The sequence below is a fragment of the Mycolicibacterium baixiangningiae genome (genome assembly GCF_016313185.1).
Taxonomy (GTDB): Bacteria; Actinomycetota; Actinomycetes; order Mycobacteriales; family Mycobacteriaceae; genus Mycobacterium; species Mycobacterium baixiangningiae.
In genome coordinates this window covers 2,008,642-2,025,036 of sequence record NZ_CP066218.1, presented here as the reverse complement: position 1 = coordinate 2,025,036, position 16,395 = coordinate 2,008,642, and the positions used below count along the sequence as shown (strand labels likewise).

The following is a 16,395-nucleotide window of genomic DNA, read 5'->3' as shown; positions in this document are numbered from 1 at the left end:
GGGTGGCGGACATCCCGGGCCGGCCCCTGCCGCGGCTGACCGCGCAGAACGAATTCTTCTGGACCGCAGGCGCGGACGGCCAACTGCGCATCCAGCAATGTCAGGACTGCGAGTCGCTGATCCACCCGCCGCAACCGATCTGCCGGTACTGCCGTAGCCAGAAGCTCGGCGTGCGCGCCGTGTCGGGTCGCGGCATCCTGGCGGGTTTCACCGTCAACCACCGCTTCGGCTTTCCCGACCTGCCACCGCCGTACGTGGTGGCGCAGGTGGCGATCACCGAGGATCCGCGGGTCCGGCTGACCACCAACATCGTCGACTGCGATCCCGAGACGCTCGCGCTCGGCCAGCCGGTGCAGGTGAGTTTCCTGCAGGCCGACGACGTCTGGCTGCCGCTGTTCACCCCCGTGGCCGACGAGCCCGGGGAACTGCCGGCAGACGAGATCGCACCGGAACGGTTCGGCGACCACGTCCGGCCGATGCTGCGCCGGGAGAAGTTCGAAGAGCATTCGGCGATCACCGGCATCGGCGCGTCGCGGCTCGGTCGGCGGTTGATGGTGCCGCCGCTGTCCTTGACCATCGAGGCGTGTGAGGCCGCCGTCGCCGATGCGGGTTTGACATTCGACGACATCGACGGGCTGTCGACCTATCCCGGTCTCGATGTCGCGGGTATGGGCGAGGGCGGGGTCACCGCACTCGAAGGCGCGCTGGGTCTGCGGCCGACGTGGATCAACGGCGGGATGGACACGTTCGGGCCCGGCGGCTCGGTGATCGCGGCGATGATGGCCGTCGCCACCGGGATGGCGCGCCACGTGCTCTGCTTCCGCACGCTCTGGGAGGCGACCTTCGGCCAGTTGCTCAAAGAGGGCAAGATGGCGCCCCCCGGCGGCGGGCGGACCACCAGCTGGCAGATGCCGTTCGGCGCCACCTCGGCGGCGCACACCCTGGCGCTGAACGCGCAGCGGCACTTTCACCGTTACGGCACCACGCGCGAGACGCTGGGCTGGATCGCGCTCAACCAGCGGGCCAACGCCGCGCTGAACCCGACGGCGATCTACCGGGATCCGATGACGATGGAGGACTACCTGTCGGCGCGGCCGATCACCACGCCGTTCGGCCTCTACGACTGCGATGTGCCCTGCGACGGCGCCGTCGCGGTCGTGGTCTCCGCTGTCGACGTTGCCCGGGACATGCCGAAGCCGCCTGTTTTCGTCGAGGCCGTCGGCACCCAGATACTCGAACGCACCGACTGGGACCAGACCACACTGACCCACGAACCGCAGGTGCTCGGCCAGTCCGCCCACCTGTGGACCCGAACCTCGTTGCGGCCCAGCGACGTCGACGTTGCCGAACTCTACGACGGCTTCACGTTCAACTGCCTGTCCTGGATCGAGGCGCTGGGATTCTGCGGAATCGGCGAGGCGAAGGAGTTCCTCGACGGCGGTCGCAACATCGCCCGCGACGGCGTGCTGCCACTCAACACCCACGGCGGCCAGCTCTCGCACGGCCGCACCCACGGGATGGGCCTGATGCACGAAGCCGTCAGTCAGCTGCGCGGCGAGGCCGGTGAGCGGCAGGTGGCCGACGCGCACGTCGCCGTCGTCAGCAGCGGCGGCCTCACACCCAGTGGTGTCCTCCTGCTGCGGACCGACGCATGACCGCCGCACCGCGCCCCCGGGTGGTCATGGTCGACGGCGTGCCGATGTCGGGCCTGATGGCCGAGGCCGCCGACGAGCCGCGCGCGGTGGTCGTCGCCCTGCACGGCGGTGCCAGCACCGCAGCGTATTTCGATTGCCCAGGCCATCCGCGGCTGTCACTGCTGCGGCTGGGCGCCCAGCTGGGTTTCACGATGATCGCCCTCGACCGGCCGGGCTACGGCAGTTCCGCGCCGTATCCCGACGCGCTCGAACATCCCGAGCAACGGGTGGCGCTGGCCTACGGTGCGGTCGACGCGATGCTCAGCGAAAGGCCGCGGGGTGCAGGTGTATTCGTCGTCGCACACTCCAACGGGTGTGAGCTCGCACTGCGGATGGCCGCCGAGGACCGCGGCGCCGGACTCCTCGGGTTGGAGCTGGCCGGCACCGGGCTGCGTTATCAGGACGCGGCGCTGGACATCCTCCGCGATGCAGGCCCGACGCGACGGCCTCCCGGGCTGCGGCAGCTGCTCTGGGAGCCCGCCGACCTGTATCCCGCCGAGGTGCTGACGGGGATCACCAATTCCTCGACGGGTGCGCCGTACGAGGCGGCGATGGTGAGGGACTGGCCGCAGCGCGACTTCCCGGCGCTGGCCGGCCGGGTGCGGACACCGGTGCGGTTCAGCCACGCCGAACACGAGCGGGTCTGGTGTTCCGACGCCGAGGCGCTGGATCAGATCGCCGGGATCTTCGCCGCGGCACCGCGTTTCGTGATCGCTGAGCAGGCCGACGCCGGGCACAACCTGAGCCTGGGTGTGACGGCCGCGGCTTACCACCTGAAGGTGCTGTCGTTCGCCGAAGAATGTGTGACCGCGCGGGAGCGCGCGGGCCGAGTCGATGTGGAGGTGGGCTAGATGCGCGTCGGGTTCATAGGCCTGGGCAGCCAGGGTGCGCCGATGGCGCGGCGGATCGCCGAGGGCGGTCACGAGCTGACGCTGTGGGCGCGCCGACCCGCCTCGGTCGAACCGTTCGCCGACACCGGCGCGAAGGTCGCGGGGAGTCCCGCCGAGCTCGCGGCGGCCAGCGATCTGGTGTGCCTGTGCGTGGTCGGTGACGACGACGTCCGCGACGTCGTCTACGGCGACACCGGCGTGCTGGCGGGTCTGACACCCGGGGCGATGATCGCGATCCACAGCACCGTGCACCCGGACACGTGTAGGGAGATCGCGGAGAAGGCCGCCGCACAGAACGTTTCGGTGATCGACGCCCCCGTCAGCGGCGGCGCACCCGCGGCCGAACAGGGCACGCTGCTGGTCATGGCCGGTGGCGAGGAGGAGGACGTCGAGAAGGCGCGCCCCGTGTTCGCCTCCTACGCCGACCCGATCGTGCACCTGGGCCCCCTGGGCAGCGGTCAGGTGACCAAGATCCTGAACAACCTGCTGTTCACCGCCAACCTCGGCAGCGCCTTGAGCACACTGGAACTCGGCGAATCACTGGGCATCCCCCGGGTCCGCCTGGCCGAGGTACTCAACGGCGGATCGGCCACCAGCAAGGCGCTCGGCAGCATCAGCATGTTCGGCGGAACCGTCGAGGGCCTCGCACCGATCGCGGGTGCGCTGCTACGGAAGGACGTCCGACACGCCGCGAGCATCGCGGCAACCGCCTCAGCACCGGAGGGGTCGGTGTTCACCGCGGCCGACACCGCACTGGCGTCGATGGACCACCCGCGGTGAGCAAGGTCGGTTTCGTCGGGGCGGGGCGGATGGGGGCCCCGATGGTGCGCAGGCTCGTCGACGCCGGGCACACCGTCACCGTGCTGGGCCGGACCCAGGAGAAGCGCACGGCAGCAACCGAACTGGGCGCCGGCGCGGTGTCCGAACCGTCCGACGTCGCCACCGCGGCCGACGTCGTGATCGTCTGCGTGTTCACCGACGACCAGGTGCGCACCCTGTGCCTCGACGATGGCCTCCTCAAGGCCATGTCGCCGCGCGCCACGCTGGTGATCCACACCACCGGCAGTCCGGTCACCGCCAGGGACATCGCCGCACGCGCGCAGGAGTACGGGGTGGAGATCGTCGACGCACCGGTCAGCGGCGGCCCACACGACATCGCCGCCGGCGCACTCACGGTCTTTGTGGGCGGTGCCGACGATGCCGTGACCCGTGTGCGGCCGGTGCTGGCGAGCTACGCCGACCCGGTCCTGCACGCCGGTCCCACGGGCTCCGGTCAGGTGGTCAAGCTCGTCAACAACGCGTTGTTCGCGGCACAGATCGGGCTGGTCGCCGAGGGCGTGCGGCTCGGTGGGCGGCTCGGCATCGAGGAAGGTGCACTGCTGAACGCGCTCAACCACGGCAGCGCGCAGAGCCGGGTGTTGTCCATGATCGCGTCGGCGGGCTCAGCCGACCGGTTCAAGTCCGCGGTGGGCGAGTTCATCGGCAAGGACGTCGCGGTGGTGCGCCAGACCGTTGCCGAACTCGGCGGCGACCTCGGCGAGCTCGAATCCCTCGTGGCGGGCGCGGGAACGTGACGCGCCGCCTCCGCATTGCCGAATCAGCTGACTTTCGAGACCATGTGTCGCATACTGGATCCGTTACAGGGAAACACCTTTCCGTAACGTTTCCGGCTCTGAGAGCGGCGCCGAGGAGGACGCAGTGACTAAGCCCAAACTGGTGTTCAGCCCCGTGGCAGAGGACTACTTCGAGAACCCGTACGAGATCTATCGGCGGATGCGTGACGAAGCCCCGATCTACTACGACGACGAACTGGACTTCTACGCGCTGACCCGGCACGCCGACGTGGCGGCGGCGTTCAAGGATCATGACTCGTTCTCGTCCGCCCGGGGGTGCCATCTGGCGCAGATCCGCTCCGGCGAGGAACCGCAGAAGATGATCATCTTCATGGACCCGCCGGACCATCGGCACATGCGCAGCCTTCTCAACAAGGCCTTCACCCCGCGGGCCATCCAGTCGCAGCGCGAGACCGTGGTCCATCTCGTCGAGCACTACCTGAGCAGGGTCGATCCCGACAATTTCGACGTGGTGCAGGACTTCTCGGGCCCCTTTCCCGTCGAGGTGATCACCCGAATGGCCGGGGTCCCCGAGGAGTTCCGCCAGCAGGTCCGGCACTGGATCGACAAGGGCCTGGAGTGCAAGCCGGGACTCAACGAACTCAGCGACCAGGCAATGGAGGCCAACGTCGAATCGGGCGTCTACTACTACGGTCTGGTGCAGGAGCGCCGGAAGAACCCGCAGGACGACATGATCAGCCGGCTGATCGCGGCAGAGATCTCCGGCCCCGACGGCAGCACGCGCATGCTCGATGACATCGAGATCACCGGCTTCACAGCGCTATTGGGCGGTGCGGGCGCCGAGACCGTGACCAAACTGCTCGGCAGTGCCACGGTCGTCTTCGCCGAGCACCCCGAGCAGTGGCAGATGCTGCTCGACGACCGCAGCCTGATTCCGGCCGCGGTCGAAGAACTGCTGCGCTACGTCGGGCCGGTGCAGTACAACGTCCGGTTCAGCATCAAGGACGTCGAACTGCCCAATGGCACGGTGCCGGCCGGGAAACCGGTTTTTCTGATGGGCGCCGCTGCCAACCGGGATCCGCGCGCATTCGATGACGCCGAGACGTTCGACATCACCCGTGACCGCAGTCAGGCCCAGAATCTGGGACTCGGTTACGGCATCCACAGCTGCCTCGGCGCCGCGTTGGCCCGCATGGAGTGCGCGATCGCACTCGATCACCTGCTGGACTTCATGCCGCGCTACGAGGTCGATGTCGACGGTCTGCAGCGAACCAACATGCAGAACGTCGCCGGTTATCACCACGTCCCCGTGAAGGTGTTGACGTGACCGAGAAGATCGAAGTCGACTTCGGGCTCTGCGAAAGCAACGGGGTGTGCATGGGCATCATCCCGGAGGTCTTCGACCTCGACGACGACGATTACCTGCACGTACTGCAGGAAGACGTCACACCCGACAACGAACAGCAAGTCAGAGAAGCCGTCCGCCAGTGCCCGCGACAGGCCATCGCCATCCGCGACGAATGACCACGCAGAGAGAGATTCAGTGACCACATCGAAGCTCGTGTTCGACCCCTTTTCCGAGGAGTTCTTCAACGGACCGTGGGAGCTCTACCGGCGCATGCGCGAAGAGGCGCCGGTGTACTACAACGAGGAACAGGACTTCTACGCGCTCTCTCGACACACGGATGTGGCGGCCGCGTTCAAGGACTACGAGACGTACTCGTCGGCCTACGGACTCGACCTGGCGATGGTGAAGTCCGGCGAACCGCTACCCATGAAGATGATCATCCTCATGGACCCGCCCGAGCATCGGCAGATGCGCAGCCTGGTCAACAAGGTGTTCACGCCGCGCGCGATCGCGAACCTGAAGGAAATGGTCGTCGAGACGATCGATCAGTGCTTTCGCGCCGCCGATCCCGAGAACTTCGACGTGGTCCAGGAGTTCTCCGCGTTCTTTCCGGTAGAGGTGATCACCCGGATGCTCGGGGTCCCCGAGGATCGCCGGCAGCAGGTGCGCCAGTGGGTGGACACCTCACTACACCGGGAGCCCGGACAGGTCGAGATGTCCCAGGAGGGTTTGCAGGCCATCGCGGAGGCGATGGGGCTGTACTTCGAGCTGATTCAGCAGCGGCGGGCGCAACCGCAGGACGATATGTTCAGCCGCCTCGTGCAGGCCGAGATCGAACGCGAAGACGGGCAGATGGAACGCCTCGACGATTTCGAGATCGCCGGCTTCGCCACGCTTCTGGGGGGCGCCGGCGCCGAGACCGTCACCAAGCTGATCGGCAACGCCGCGGTGACGTTCGCCCGCAATCCCGACCAGTGGCAGAAGCTACTCGACGATCGCAGCAAGATCCCCGCGGCGGTGGAGGAACTGCTGCGCTACGACGGGCCCGTGCAGTACAACGTTCGCCGCTCGATGAAAGAGGTCACCCTGCACGGGGTCACGATCCCAGAGGGTAAGCCGGTCTTCCTGCTGGGCGGGTCGGCCAACCGGGATCCGGAGGCGTTCACCGACGCCGATGCGTTCGACATCGACCGTGACCGCACCGAGGCGCAGAACCTCGGGTTCGGATACGGCGTGCACAGCTGCCTGGGCGCCGCACTCGCCCGGATGGAGAGCGCGATCGCGCTGGAGCGTCTGCTCGACTTCATGCCCCGCTACGAGGTGCGGTGGGACGAGTGTCGCCGGGTGGCCATGCAGAACGTTGCGGGCTGGTCGCATGTCCCGGTGCGCGTGCTGACCTAGCCCGATGCGATTCGTGCTGGTGCACGGTGGTTTTCACGTCGCATGAACCGCAGCAATGCCGCCGAGCAAGGTCGCTGCGTTGTCTGCTGTGTCGTCGGGCACCAGAGCGCTTCACCCATGTCGCCACCAGGGGCGAACGGACCCTCAGGGGTGAACCGCAGGTACGCTGTGTCCAGCCAGTCCCCGTTCGGGTGGCCGCGGGACGGTTTGCGCCGCAGCGACGTTCGTCATCTCGATTCTCGGTGTCAGGAGATCTTGGCCAGGATGTTCTCGGCGAACCGTTCGATGGGTTCCCGGTAGCGGTCCGCGGTCAACTTGAAACCGTCGTGGGCGCCGGCGGCGACGTCGTCGGCCATGGCCCACGGGCTGCACATCACCGCGGTGACGCCGATGTCCTCGGCGCGTCTGAACATCTCCACCGAGGGCAGATCGCGGATGGCGAGCATGATCTCGAAGGGGTCGTTGTCGCGTCCGTATTCGCGCCGCATCGCGTTGAGTGTGGTGATTTTCTGTGCCGCGTCTTCCCACGTATAGGCGTTACCGACCCAGCCGTCGCACAACCGCGCGGCCCGGCGAAGCGCCGCTTCAGATTCTCCGCCGCACATGACCGGGACAGGCTTCTGCGGGTGCGGCTCCAACATCAATTCGGGTACCTGGTAGTACTTTCCAATCCACGACACCCAGCCGCCCTGCCACAGGGCGGGCAGCGCCTGGATCATCTCGTCGAGTCGTCGGCCGCGGTTGGTGAAGTCCTGACCCATCAACTCGAACTCTTCGCGCATCCACCCGGCGCCGACCGTCAGCGCCACACGATCTTCGGAGATGACCGCGGCGGTGGCCACTTGTTTGGCGACCTCGAGCAAGGGGCGGGCCGGGGCGATGTAGACGGCGTTGGTGAACCGGATCCGCTGGGTCACCGCGGCCATCGCGCCGATGAGCACCCAGGAGTCCGGCCAGGCGGTCTCCGGTGTCCACATCGGCTTACCCGTGGGTGATGGATACGGTGAGGCCAGGTTACGGGGATAGATCATGTGGTCGGAGACCACGATTCCGTCGAAGCCCGCCTCGTCGAGCATGCGCGCGACGGGGACAGCCTCGGTGGTGTGCATGAACGCGGTGCCGGTCCAGATCTGCATGTGGAGTCCTCAGTCGGCCGTGTCGTCAACGGATCGGTGAACCAGATGTTCTCTTCGCGCAGCTGTCTGCTGCGCCGGCCGTGGGGGGTGCGCACCAGTTCGTGGTGGTAGTAGCCGCCGCAAGAGCTGAAGTCGGGCATGCCGGGGCAGTTGCATGGGGTTGTAGAATATGGGCCGCACCGTCGCCGACTCTCCGCTCACGTCAGCGGTGCACGACGAGAAGGGCAAGTTGCCGTTGTAGACAGCGTCGCGTACAGCCGCCAGGCACTCATACGGGTCGTGCCGCACCGTGTCGTCGGTGAAGAAGTCGGCCGCGTCGATGTCGGTCGAGGTCGGCTGGTCCGTCACTCAGCGCCCCCGGCGCCCTGGAAGTCGGGCAGCGTGGCCGGGTCGGGGAGCTGCATCTGCAGGTAGACGGCGATGTACCGAATCTTGTTGTCTGCGTTGAACTCGAAGACCGAGGCGGTGTTGACCACGCTGCTGAAGTCACCGATCCGACTGCGCTCCTCGAGTTCGAGGAACGCCACGTCCGCTGCTTCGGTGAGGCGCTTGAACGAGCAGTCCCAGTCCGAGGACTTCGCCCAGTTGGTGAGGAACTCGGCGTACTCGTCCCAGTTCATCACCTCTTTGAACGGGCCGATGCGGACGAATTCGTCGACCGCGACCAACTCGGCCAGCGGGGCCCAGCTCCCGACCGAGAAGCCAGGCTCCTTCGCACTTTTCACCAGAGCGCTCATCGTCTGGCTGTACTCCAGAACCGCCCGTGACCGTCCGGTGCTCTCGCCGATGACATCCTCGATCGTGGTCACGCCGCCACCCCCGCGGCGGCGAAGTACGCCGAGACGTACACCCCGTCCTCGGCGAACTTCCACGCGTCGCGATAGGCCTCGCCCATCCGAACCTGATGGGCGATACGTTGCTGCAGGTTCAACGTGTCCTTCTTTCGGTTGCGATGGTCCAGATCAGCGCTTTGCGGCGCCGGCCATGTAGCGGTCCACTACCGAGTGGTAGTGAGCGATGACGACCTCTTCTTTGACCAGCGACATGTGGTCGAGCCGGTCGTTACGCAGGCCCTTCTGCTGGCGGGGCATCTGCTCGTAGTCCTGCTGGAGCGCCTCGAAGTACTTGTGACTTCCCGGCGTGTCGACCACGATCGCCTCGGCCCGGACGGCGTCACGGAACTCCTCCGGCAGATACATGTAGCTGGCCACATGCCAGATGCACCGGTTCGGATCACCGTCCGGATGCGGCGCCGACATGATGACGTGGCATTCGCCTGCACGCACTGTCATGAAGTAATTGGGGAACAGCACCCACCCTTGGTTGTCGACCATTTGACCATCGGTCAGACCACTGACGTCGAGACCCATCCCGGTCAGCACTTCGCGGGTGGCCTGCTGCAACAGGACACGGGCGGTGACGCCGTCCGGGAACGCCACGTTCCCCTCCGCGTCCTGGTAGGGAGCGATCAGTTCCTGGAACCGCGGGATCACCGCGACTGTCCCGGGGAAGGTCTCGGGCAGCGCCAGGATCCCCGCGACCTGATCCTGCACACCGGCGCCCACCACCTCGAACGGAGCCATCGCGACGCTGTGGTTTTCGAAGAACCGGTACCGCGCGGTCCTCGGATTGATGTGCAGCACCTGCAGCAACTGGGGATGGATGCCGTTGATGTGATAGCCCTCTTCGAAGGCATCCATGACGACTTTCCAGTTGCACTCGATGGCCTCGGTGACGTCCATGACGGTGGTGAACTGCTCGATGTTGTAGGGCTCCAGCAGAGCGACCACATCCTCGCCGAGGTACTCACGCAGTGGCTCTGCGTCGGGGTCCGGGTTGAGGAAGATGAAGCCGGCGAAGGTGTCGACCGACACCTGGAGTAGCGAATTCTCGGTCTTGTCGATCGGGCCGGCGAGGTTCTCGCGCAACAGTCCCTTCAATCTGCCCTCCAGGTCGTAGGACCAGAGGTGGTACTGGCAGAGGAATCCGCGCTTGGCATTGCCGGTCTCGGTGACGCACAGCGCGTTGCCGCGGTGCCTGCAGGCGTTGACGAAACCCCTGAGCGCGCTGTCTTTCCCGCGGACGATGATGAAGGACTGATCGAGGATCTGGTACTTCTTCCAGTCGCCGGGCTTCGGCAGGTCCTCGACGCGGCCCGCGATCTGCCAGGCCCGCATCCAGATCACTTCCCGCTCGCGCGCGGCGTAATCGGGACAGGTGTAACGGTCGGTGGGGATGGTCATGTTGAACGTCCCGGGCGCAACGTCGTCGAGACCCAAGCCGAGACCGGAAGCGGGATCGAGCCATTCTCCGGGGCGAGTTGCCGGCATCAAGGTAGTCCTCCTGTGTCGAGGGGCGCTCACGGTGCCGGGGCCTTCGTCCGGACAAGGGCCTGCCTGGGGAACCCCACGCCTGCTGTGATGGAGCGGAACCTGCGCCCACTACATGTGACGAGACTCACTTTATACACACCCGTATCATCGATACAAGGATGTATGAAGCGCTGGAGACCACATCGATGTGAAATTCGCGCAGAGGAGCCGGCCGTGGCTGGTCATGTCCAGCATCCAGACCCGTGAGCACATGGCGGTAGCCCCGCGAGCAGACGCAAAACTGCCCATTTTCCGCGGAGAATGGGCAGTTTTGCGTCTGCTCGGCGGGCTAGCCGAGGCCGTGCAGGATGACGCCGTGGCAGTCGGCGGCGGCCTGGCGCAGCTTGATCGCCTCCTGATAGGCGTCGGAGTTGTACCACTCGCGGGCGGCTTCGACGGACTCGAACTCGACCAACACCGTCTGTGTGCCGTGCCATTCGCCTTCGAGCACTTCGGGTTTCGAGTCGAACGAGAGCAGGGTCGAGTTGGCCATCGTCTGTGCGGCCAGCTTGCCGTACTCGGCCATACCGGCCGGATCCTTGACGTCCTCGGTGATGAGGATGTAACCCTTGGGCACTGTGTCTCCTTGTCGTTCAGCTGATTTCGAGAATGGCTTGTTCAGGGCAGTTCGCGATGGCGTCCTTGGCCGACTCTTCGAGCCCGCCGGGCACCTCGGCCGGGTCCGCGATGGCGTAACCGTCGTCGGTCATCTGGAACACCTCCGGGCACAGCGTCAGGCACATACCGTGGCCGCGACAGCGGTCTTCGTCGACCGTGACCTTCACGCCTGCTCCCCCACCACATCGAACTCCAGGTGCAGTTCGGTGAGGCCGCGCAGGATGTAGGTCGGGATGTAGCCGTAGCGACGGTCGCCGGCGGGGCCGTGGTGCGCCTCGCTGATGCGGATGTCCGTCGTGCGGTCGAGCAGCCGCTCGAGGCCGACGCGCGTCTCGGCGCGGGCCAGCGGCGCACCCGGGCAGCTGTGGATACCGCGGCCGAAGGCCAGGTGCTGACGGGCGTTCTTGCGCTGAGGGTCGAAGGTGTCCGGATCCTCGAAGCGGCGCGGATCCCGGTTGGCCGCACCGTTGATCACCATCACCGTCGTCCCGGCGGCCAGCGACTCGTCGCCGACGGTGGTCGGCACCCGCGACAACCGGAAGTCCCCCTTGACGGGGCTCTCGATGCGCAGGCACTCCTCGATGAAGTTCGCCAGCAGACTGCGGTCCTCGCGCAGCGCGCGCTGGATGTCGGGATGGTCCCCCATCACCTTCAGCGCCGTCGACAGCAGGCGCACGGTGGTCTCCTGGCCGGCCGAGAACACGTTGGTCGCGACCCGCACCACGTCGACGACCTCCGGCATGGTGCCGTCCGGGAACGTCGCCGTCGCGAGCCCGCTCAGCACGTCCTCGCGCGGTTGTGCCCGCCGGTCCTCGATGTACTCGGCGAAGATCTCGTAGAGGTACTCCAGCGGCGTCTTGGTCAACGACTTCTCGGCGCTGCCCAGCGCACCGCCGTGGGTGCCGCGCGCGAGGCGCTCGAGGAGTTCGGGCCGGTCCTCTTCGGGCACCCCGAGCAGATCGGCGATCACCCGCAGCGTGAACGGCGCCGCGAAGCCCTTGATGAACTCACCCTCGCCCGGTGCGAGGAAGTCGTCGAGGATGTCGTCGGCCAACTGCCACATCGCATCCTCGTTCTCCTTGAGGCGCTTGGGCGTGATCAGCCGCATCAGCAGGGCACGGTGGTTGGTGTGCGTCGGGGGGTCCAGCGTCGGCAACTGGTCGCTGAAGGGGATCTCGTCGCGGTGCTTCTGGATCAGATCAGTGAGGTCTTCCCCTTCCCTACCTTCCAGGGATATCGGGAAACCGGGAAACGGTCCCGTCACCGAGATGCACGAGGAGAAACCCTCGGCGTCGTTGTAGACGTCGACCGCCTCCTGCCACCCCGTCACCATGGTGACGCCGTAGTGGTCCTCGCGGGCGACCGGGCACTTGTCGCGAAGCGCCGCATAGAACCGATAGGGATCTTCGGTCAGACGGCCGTCTCGGAAGAAGTCAACCGCGGTGAGGTCCTCCGCCATGCGCTGCTCCATTCGGTCCCAGAAGCGAGAACGTGATTCTCATCTTTGCGTATCAGGTTTTCATACCGGCAGTGCCCCGTCAACGAGGGGCGAGCTCACTTGTCTTCGGGCTCGATGCCGAAAGCGTTCACCGCGACGGCGAGCAGGTTGTACCCGCCGATCGTGAACACCAGATCCATCCGCTGGCGGTCGTCGAGGTGCCGACCCAGCGACGCCCACGTGTCGTCGGAGATCGTGCTGTCACGCTCGAGTTCGTCGACCACCCGGATCACCAGCCCGTCGAGTCCCTCCCCCAGGGCGCCACGCTCGATGCCGTCGATTTCCGCCGCGGTCAGGCCGGCCCGTTGTGCGAGCTCGACGTGGTGGTCCCACAGGTAGTCGCATCGACGCCAGAGGACCGCACGCATCAGCGCCACCTCGCGGATACGCGCGCTCAGCGTCGAATCTCGCAGGAGGTAGGCGTTGAACTCCAGGTAGGCGCGTGTGAGCGGCCGGTGCCGGACGAGCGTCGCCAGGACGTTGCCCGCGTCGCGCGGATTGGCGCGCTCGGCGGGCAGCAACGGGCTCAGCGCCTCGCGGACGTCGTCGTCCCAGTCGTCGGGCGGCAGCGGCGCCAGGCGCGTCACTGGATCGGTTCGTCGCCGAGCACAGTGGTGCGCAGCATCTCCCGCGGCGAATTCTCCGGATACGGTGCCGCACGGTGCAGCACGCCGCGGTTGTCCCAGATGACCGTGTCACCGACCGACCACGTGTGGCTGTAGACCAGCTCGGGCTGGGTGACGCGGTCGAGCAGGTCGGCCAGCAGTCCCCGGCCCTCCTCGACCTCCATACCGACGACGTAGTCCGCCGAGGCGCCGAGCACCAACGACCTGCGGCCGCTGCGGTGGGTCCACACCAGGGGATGTTCGTGCGTCGGCCGGGACCGCCACCGCGCCAACAGCTCCGGTGACGGATCGGGGGTGACACGGCGTTGCGAGGCCTCCAGCGAGTGCACCACCCGCAGCGACGCCAGCCGTTGCTTCTCGTCCGCGCCGAGGTGATCGTAGGCGGCGTAGGAGCTGGCGAACTCCGTCTCCCCGCCCTGTTCGGCCACCTGCAGGGCGGAGAGCACCGTCGCCATCTGCGGGTACTCGTCGCCGGTGGGCGTGCATCCGTCGATGTGCCAGTCGAACGTCGCCCGCAGATAGCCGGCCGAGGAGTTCTTCGACTTGTCGAGGGTGACGGGGTAGATCCCGGCGACCGGGTGGTGCCCGTCGGACGAATGGTCGATGCCGCCGAGGCGCCGGCAGAATTCCACCTGCGCCTGCGGTTGGAGGTGAAGGCCCGGAAAGACCAGCACCCCATTGTCTTCCAGCGCATCGAGCACCGCGGTGGCGAGCGCGTCGTCGGCGGCCAGCGCCTCTGGATCGAGTCCGGTCACCTCCGCACCGACCGATGCGGTGAGCTTGTTGATCGTCAGCAGACTCATGGTTTCCATCCTGTTGGTCACTGCACCCTGTTGGTCACGGCACCGGCGCGCTGACGCGGTGCATCACAGCGTCGGCCGAGTCGGCGGGTTTCTGCGTACCGAAGATCTCGACGGCCATCGAGACCATCACCATCGAGTAGATGAGGTGCAGCAGGTTCAGCGCGTCGTCGGGCACGTCGTCGAGCGGGAACTTGTCGCAGTAGTCGATCGCCTCCTCGAAGCGGGGCGAGAATGCGTCGTAGAACTCCCGAATCTTCGGCATCGGCGTGGCCAGCCGTGTCGCCCACCGCTCGGCTTCAGTTGCCAGACACCATGCCTCGGCGAACGGCTCGAACTCGGCGAAGGCGCTGGGTAGGCGCGATTCCGTCATGGTCACACCCCCACCGGTGCGCGTTCGGCCTTGTAGCGTTCGACCCAGTCGACGGACACCTTGTGCAGGTGGCGGACGAGGATTTCCTGGTCGCTGAGCGGGTAGTCGTCGACTACCGGCTCGCCCAGGCCGTACTCCAGCGCCGCCTGCGTGCCGCCGAGCATGCCGGCGTCCTGGAGCGCGAACTCCTTGAGCACCACGGAGGCGACCTCGTGTTCGATGCGCTCACGTACCGTGCGCGCCGGATGGAACGCGTTGTAGGCCTCGAACCTGTGGGTGTTGTGCGACGTCGGCCAGTACCGGTAGAGCAGGTACCAGCCGTGGTAGATGAGGATCTCCAGGTTCGGGAAGATCTGGAAGTTCGTGATGCCCCACGGCTCGATGTTTCCCGGGTTCAGGCCGGCGCTGAAGTGGGTCTCGGGGGTCCGCCACGGTCCGACGAGCCCGCTGCGCGTGGCCCGTTCGACCGGATACATGTACTCCGGCGCGAGCAACCACCGGCGGGTCCCCGCGGTGGACACCAGTCGGTGCGGTCCGTCGATCTGGAAATGCCCACACTCGAAGGTCGCATTCGGTTGGCGCACCTCGCTGGGCACCTGCTGGCTGTGCAGCGACGGTACGTGGTAGTACTCCTGGAACGCGTCGGCGAAGATCTTCCAGTTGCTGTTGTTGTGCGCCTCGAATTCGTACCGCTCGGTCATGAGCCCGAACGGATAGTCGTCCAGTGCTGTGATCATGGGGCCGAGGAACTCTCGCAGACCCCACCGCGGTTCGGGGTCCAGGTTGATGAAGATGAACCCGTTCCAGACGTCGCACTGCACCGGTGCGAGCCCGAGGTTCTCGGTGTCCAGGTCGAAGAACTCACCGGACTGCTGGACGAACTTCAGCTCACCGTCGAGGCCGTAGCGCCACCCGTGGTACTTGCAGGTGAACTGCCGGCAGGTGCCCTTGACCTCCTCTGCCGGGTAGTCGTTCCACACCAGCTTGTTACCGCGGTGGCGGCAGACGTTGTAGAAGGCACGGATCGTCTCGTCGCGGCCCTTCACCACGATCACCGAGACTCCTGCCACCTCGATCTCCTTGGTGAAGTAGCTGCCGACCCGCGGCACCTCCTCCACCCGGCCGACGTTGAGCCACGCCTTCTTGAACACCGCCTCGCGCTCGAGTTCGTAGAACTCCGGCGAAATGGAATCGCGGAACGAGATCGGTCCGGTACCGAGATCCGGATAGTGCTCCGTCCAGCTGCCCTCTGCGGGCTTAGGCCACCTCGCCATGCGAACCTCCCTGTGCTGTCGTGTTTTTCGTCCTTGTCATCACATCACCGATCCGCCGTTGACACCCAGGGTCTGACCCGTGATGAAACCCGCCTCGTCCGAGCACAGGAAGCCGACCGCGGCCGCGATGTCCTCACCGGTGCCGAGGTGACCGACCGGAATGCTGGCCGCCATCTGCTCGTTGGACGGCAGCATTCCCGCGGCTTGCGACTGGTGTTGCATGGGGGTCTCGATACCCGACGGCGGGACGTTGTTCACCGTGATCCCCGACGTCCCGTATTCACGCGCCAGCGATTTGGTCAGCGACAGCAGCGCACCCTTGGATGCGGCGTAGTGCGCCATCCCCGGTGACCCGCGCTGGGCGCTCGACGAGGAGATCATCACGATGCGGCCCCAACCCGCCTCGAGCATGTCGGGCACCGCGACCTGACAGCAGTGGAAGGTGCCGGTCAGGTTCACGTCGACGAGACGCTGCCAGGCCTGCGGCGTGATCTCGGTGAACGGCGCGAAATCCACCAGGCCGGCGCTGGTGACCAGGATGTGCACCGGTCCGAGTTCGGTGCGGATTTTCGCGAAAGCCTCCTCGACGGCAGCGCGGTTGCTGACGTCCGCGGCGACACCGAGCGCCGACGCGCCCTCGGCCCGCAGGTTCTCGGCGACCCGTTGCGCCGCTTCACCCTTGAGGTCGAGCACGGCGACCTTGTGTCCGCGCCTGGCCAACTCGTGGCAGGTCGCCTCGCCCATCCCGGACGCGCCCCCGGTCACCACCGCGACCCGGTTCATCGGATATG

General features: G+C 66.5%; 19 protein-coding genes and 1 pseudogene. 7 read left to right on the top strand and 13 right to left on the bottom strand.

What is annotated here, in order from left to right:
• The first annotated feature begins 2 nt into the window (after positions 1-2).
• The 7 genes from I7X18_RS09540 to I7X18_RS09510 all read left to right on the top strand — a co-directional run bounded on the left by I7X18_RS09540 (position 3) and on the right by I7X18_RS09510 (position 6,907).
• Positions 3-1,655: a thiolase C-terminal domain-containing protein gene (locus I7X18_RS09540; RefSeq protein ID WP_193047034.1), complete on the top strand. Its 1,653-nt coding sequence runs from the start codon at positions 3-5 to the stop codon at positions 1,653-1,655.
• Positions 1,652-2,545 (top strand): alpha/beta hydrolase, encoded by an 894-nt coding sequence (locus I7X18_RS09535; protein WP_193047033.1) that lies wholly within the window; start codon positions 1,652-1,654, stop codon positions 2,543-2,545. Before I7X18_RS09540 ends, I7X18_RS09535 begins: the two co-directional genes overlap by 4 nt.
• Positions 2,546-3,364, top strand: a complete 819-nt coding sequence (locus I7X18_RS09530) for an NAD(P)-dependent oxidoreductase (RefSeq protein WP_193047032.1) — start codon at positions 2,546-2,548, stop codon at positions 3,362-3,364.
• Positions 3,361-4,158 (top strand): NAD(P)-dependent oxidoreductase, encoded by a 798-nt coding sequence (locus tag I7X18_RS09525; protein WP_193047031.1) that lies wholly within the window; start codon positions 3,361-3,363, stop codon positions 4,156-4,158. The genes I7X18_RS09530 and I7X18_RS09525 overlap by 4 nt, the downstream gene beginning before the upstream one ends.
• A 124-nt stretch (positions 4,159-4,282) precedes the next feature.
• Positions 4,283-5,485: a cytochrome P450 gene (locus I7X18_RS09520; RefSeq protein WP_193047030.1), complete on the top strand. Its 1,203-nt coding sequence runs from the start codon at positions 4,283-4,285 to the stop codon at positions 5,483-5,485.
• Positions 5,482-5,682 (top strand): ferredoxin, encoded by a 201-nt coding sequence (locus I7X18_RS09515; RefSeq protein WP_193047029.1) that lies wholly within the window; start codon positions 5,482-5,484, stop codon positions 5,680-5,682. The genes I7X18_RS09520 and I7X18_RS09515 overlap by 4 nt, the downstream gene beginning before the upstream one ends.
• A gap of 19 nt (positions 5,683-5,701) precedes the next feature.
• Complete coding sequence (locus tag I7X18_RS09510; RefSeq protein WP_193047028.1) at positions 5,702-6,907, top strand: cytochrome P450; 1,206 nt, start codon at positions 5,702-5,704, stop codon at positions 6,905-6,907.
• Between the two features lie 245 nt (positions 6,908-7,152).
• Here the strand turns inward: I7X18_RS09510 and I7X18_RS09505 are convergent, their stop codons facing one another.
• The 13 genes and pseudogenes from I7X18_RS09505 to I7X18_RS09455 form a co-directional block, all read right to left on the bottom strand.
• The gene (locus I7X18_RS09505) at positions 7,153-8,043 is read right to left on the bottom strand and encodes a TIGR03619 family F420-dependent LLM class oxidoreductase (protein WP_193047027.1); all 891 of its coding nucleotides are present in this window, start codon (positions 8,041-8,043) and stop codon (positions 7,153-7,155) included.
• Positions 8,044-8,066: 23 nt separating this feature from the next.
• A pseudogene (locus I7X18_RS29550) lies at positions 8,067-8,238 on the bottom strand (nuclear transport factor 2 family protein); the annotation flags it as partial.
• 149 nt (positions 8,239-8,387) lie between these two features.
• The gene (locus I7X18_RS09500) at positions 8,388-8,852 is read right to left on the bottom strand and encodes a hypothetical protein (RefSeq protein ID WP_193047026.1); all 465 of its coding nucleotides are present in this window, start codon (positions 8,850-8,852) and stop codon (positions 8,388-8,390) included.
• The gene (locus tag I7X18_RS29825; protein ID WP_264296003.1) at positions 8,849-8,974 is read right to left on the bottom strand and encodes a hypothetical protein; all 126 of its coding nucleotides are present in this window, start codon (positions 8,972-8,974) and stop codon (positions 8,849-8,851) included. The genes I7X18_RS09500 and I7X18_RS29825 overlap by 4 nt, the downstream gene beginning before the upstream one ends.
• Before the next feature lie 31 nt (positions 8,975-9,005).
• Positions 9,006-10,373, bottom strand: a complete 1,368-nt coding sequence (locus I7X18_RS09495; protein WP_193047025.1) for an aromatic ring-hydroxylating oxygenase subunit alpha — start codon at positions 10,371-10,373, stop codon at positions 9,006-9,008.
• A gap of 331 nt (positions 10,374-10,704) precedes the next feature.
• The gene (locus I7X18_RS09490) at positions 10,705-10,992 is read right to left on the bottom strand and encodes a DUF1330 domain-containing protein (protein WP_193047024.1); all 288 of its coding nucleotides are present in this window, start codon (positions 10,990-10,992) and stop codon (positions 10,705-10,707) included.
• Positions 10,993-11,008: 16 nt separating this feature from the next.
• Positions 11,009-11,200, bottom strand: coding sequence for a ferredoxin (locus tag I7X18_RS09485; RefSeq protein WP_193047023.1), 192 nt, complete (start codon positions 11,198-11,200; stop codon positions 11,009-11,011).
• Complete coding sequence (locus tag I7X18_RS09480; RefSeq protein WP_193047022.1) at positions 11,197-12,492, bottom strand: cytochrome P450; 1,296 nt, start codon at positions 12,490-12,492, stop codon at positions 11,197-11,199. The genes I7X18_RS09485 and I7X18_RS09480 overlap by 4 nt, the downstream gene beginning before the upstream one ends.
• Positions 12,493-12,587: 95 nt before the next feature.
• Positions 12,588-13,118, bottom strand: coding sequence for a carboxymuconolactone decarboxylase family protein (locus I7X18_RS09475; protein WP_193047021.1), 531 nt, complete (start codon positions 13,116-13,118; stop codon positions 12,588-12,590).
• A complete protein-coding gene (locus I7X18_RS09470) occupies positions 13,115-13,960 on the bottom strand; it encodes a TauD/TfdA dioxygenase family protein (RefSeq protein ID WP_193047020.1) in 846 nt (281 codons plus the stop codon). The genes I7X18_RS09475 and I7X18_RS09470 overlap by 4 nt, the downstream gene beginning before the upstream one ends.
• 34 nt (positions 13,961-13,994) lie before the next feature.
• The gene (locus I7X18_RS09465) at positions 13,995-14,330 is read right to left on the bottom strand and encodes a hypothetical protein (RefSeq protein ID WP_193047019.1); all 336 of its coding nucleotides are present in this window, start codon (positions 14,328-14,330) and stop codon (positions 13,995-13,997) included.
• Between the two features lie 2 nt (positions 14,331-14,332).
• Complete coding sequence (locus tag I7X18_RS09460; protein WP_193047018.1) at positions 14,333-15,604, bottom strand: aromatic ring-hydroxylating oxygenase subunit alpha; 1,272 nt, start codon at positions 15,602-15,604, stop codon at positions 14,333-14,335.
• 39 nt (positions 15,605-15,643) lie between these two features.
• The gene (locus I7X18_RS09455) at positions 15,644-16,387 is read right to left on the bottom strand and encodes an SDR family NAD(P)-dependent oxidoreductase (RefSeq protein WP_193047017.1); all 744 of its coding nucleotides are present in this window, start codon (positions 16,385-16,387) and stop codon (positions 15,644-15,646) included.
• Positions 16,388-16,395: the final 8 nt, after the last annotated feature.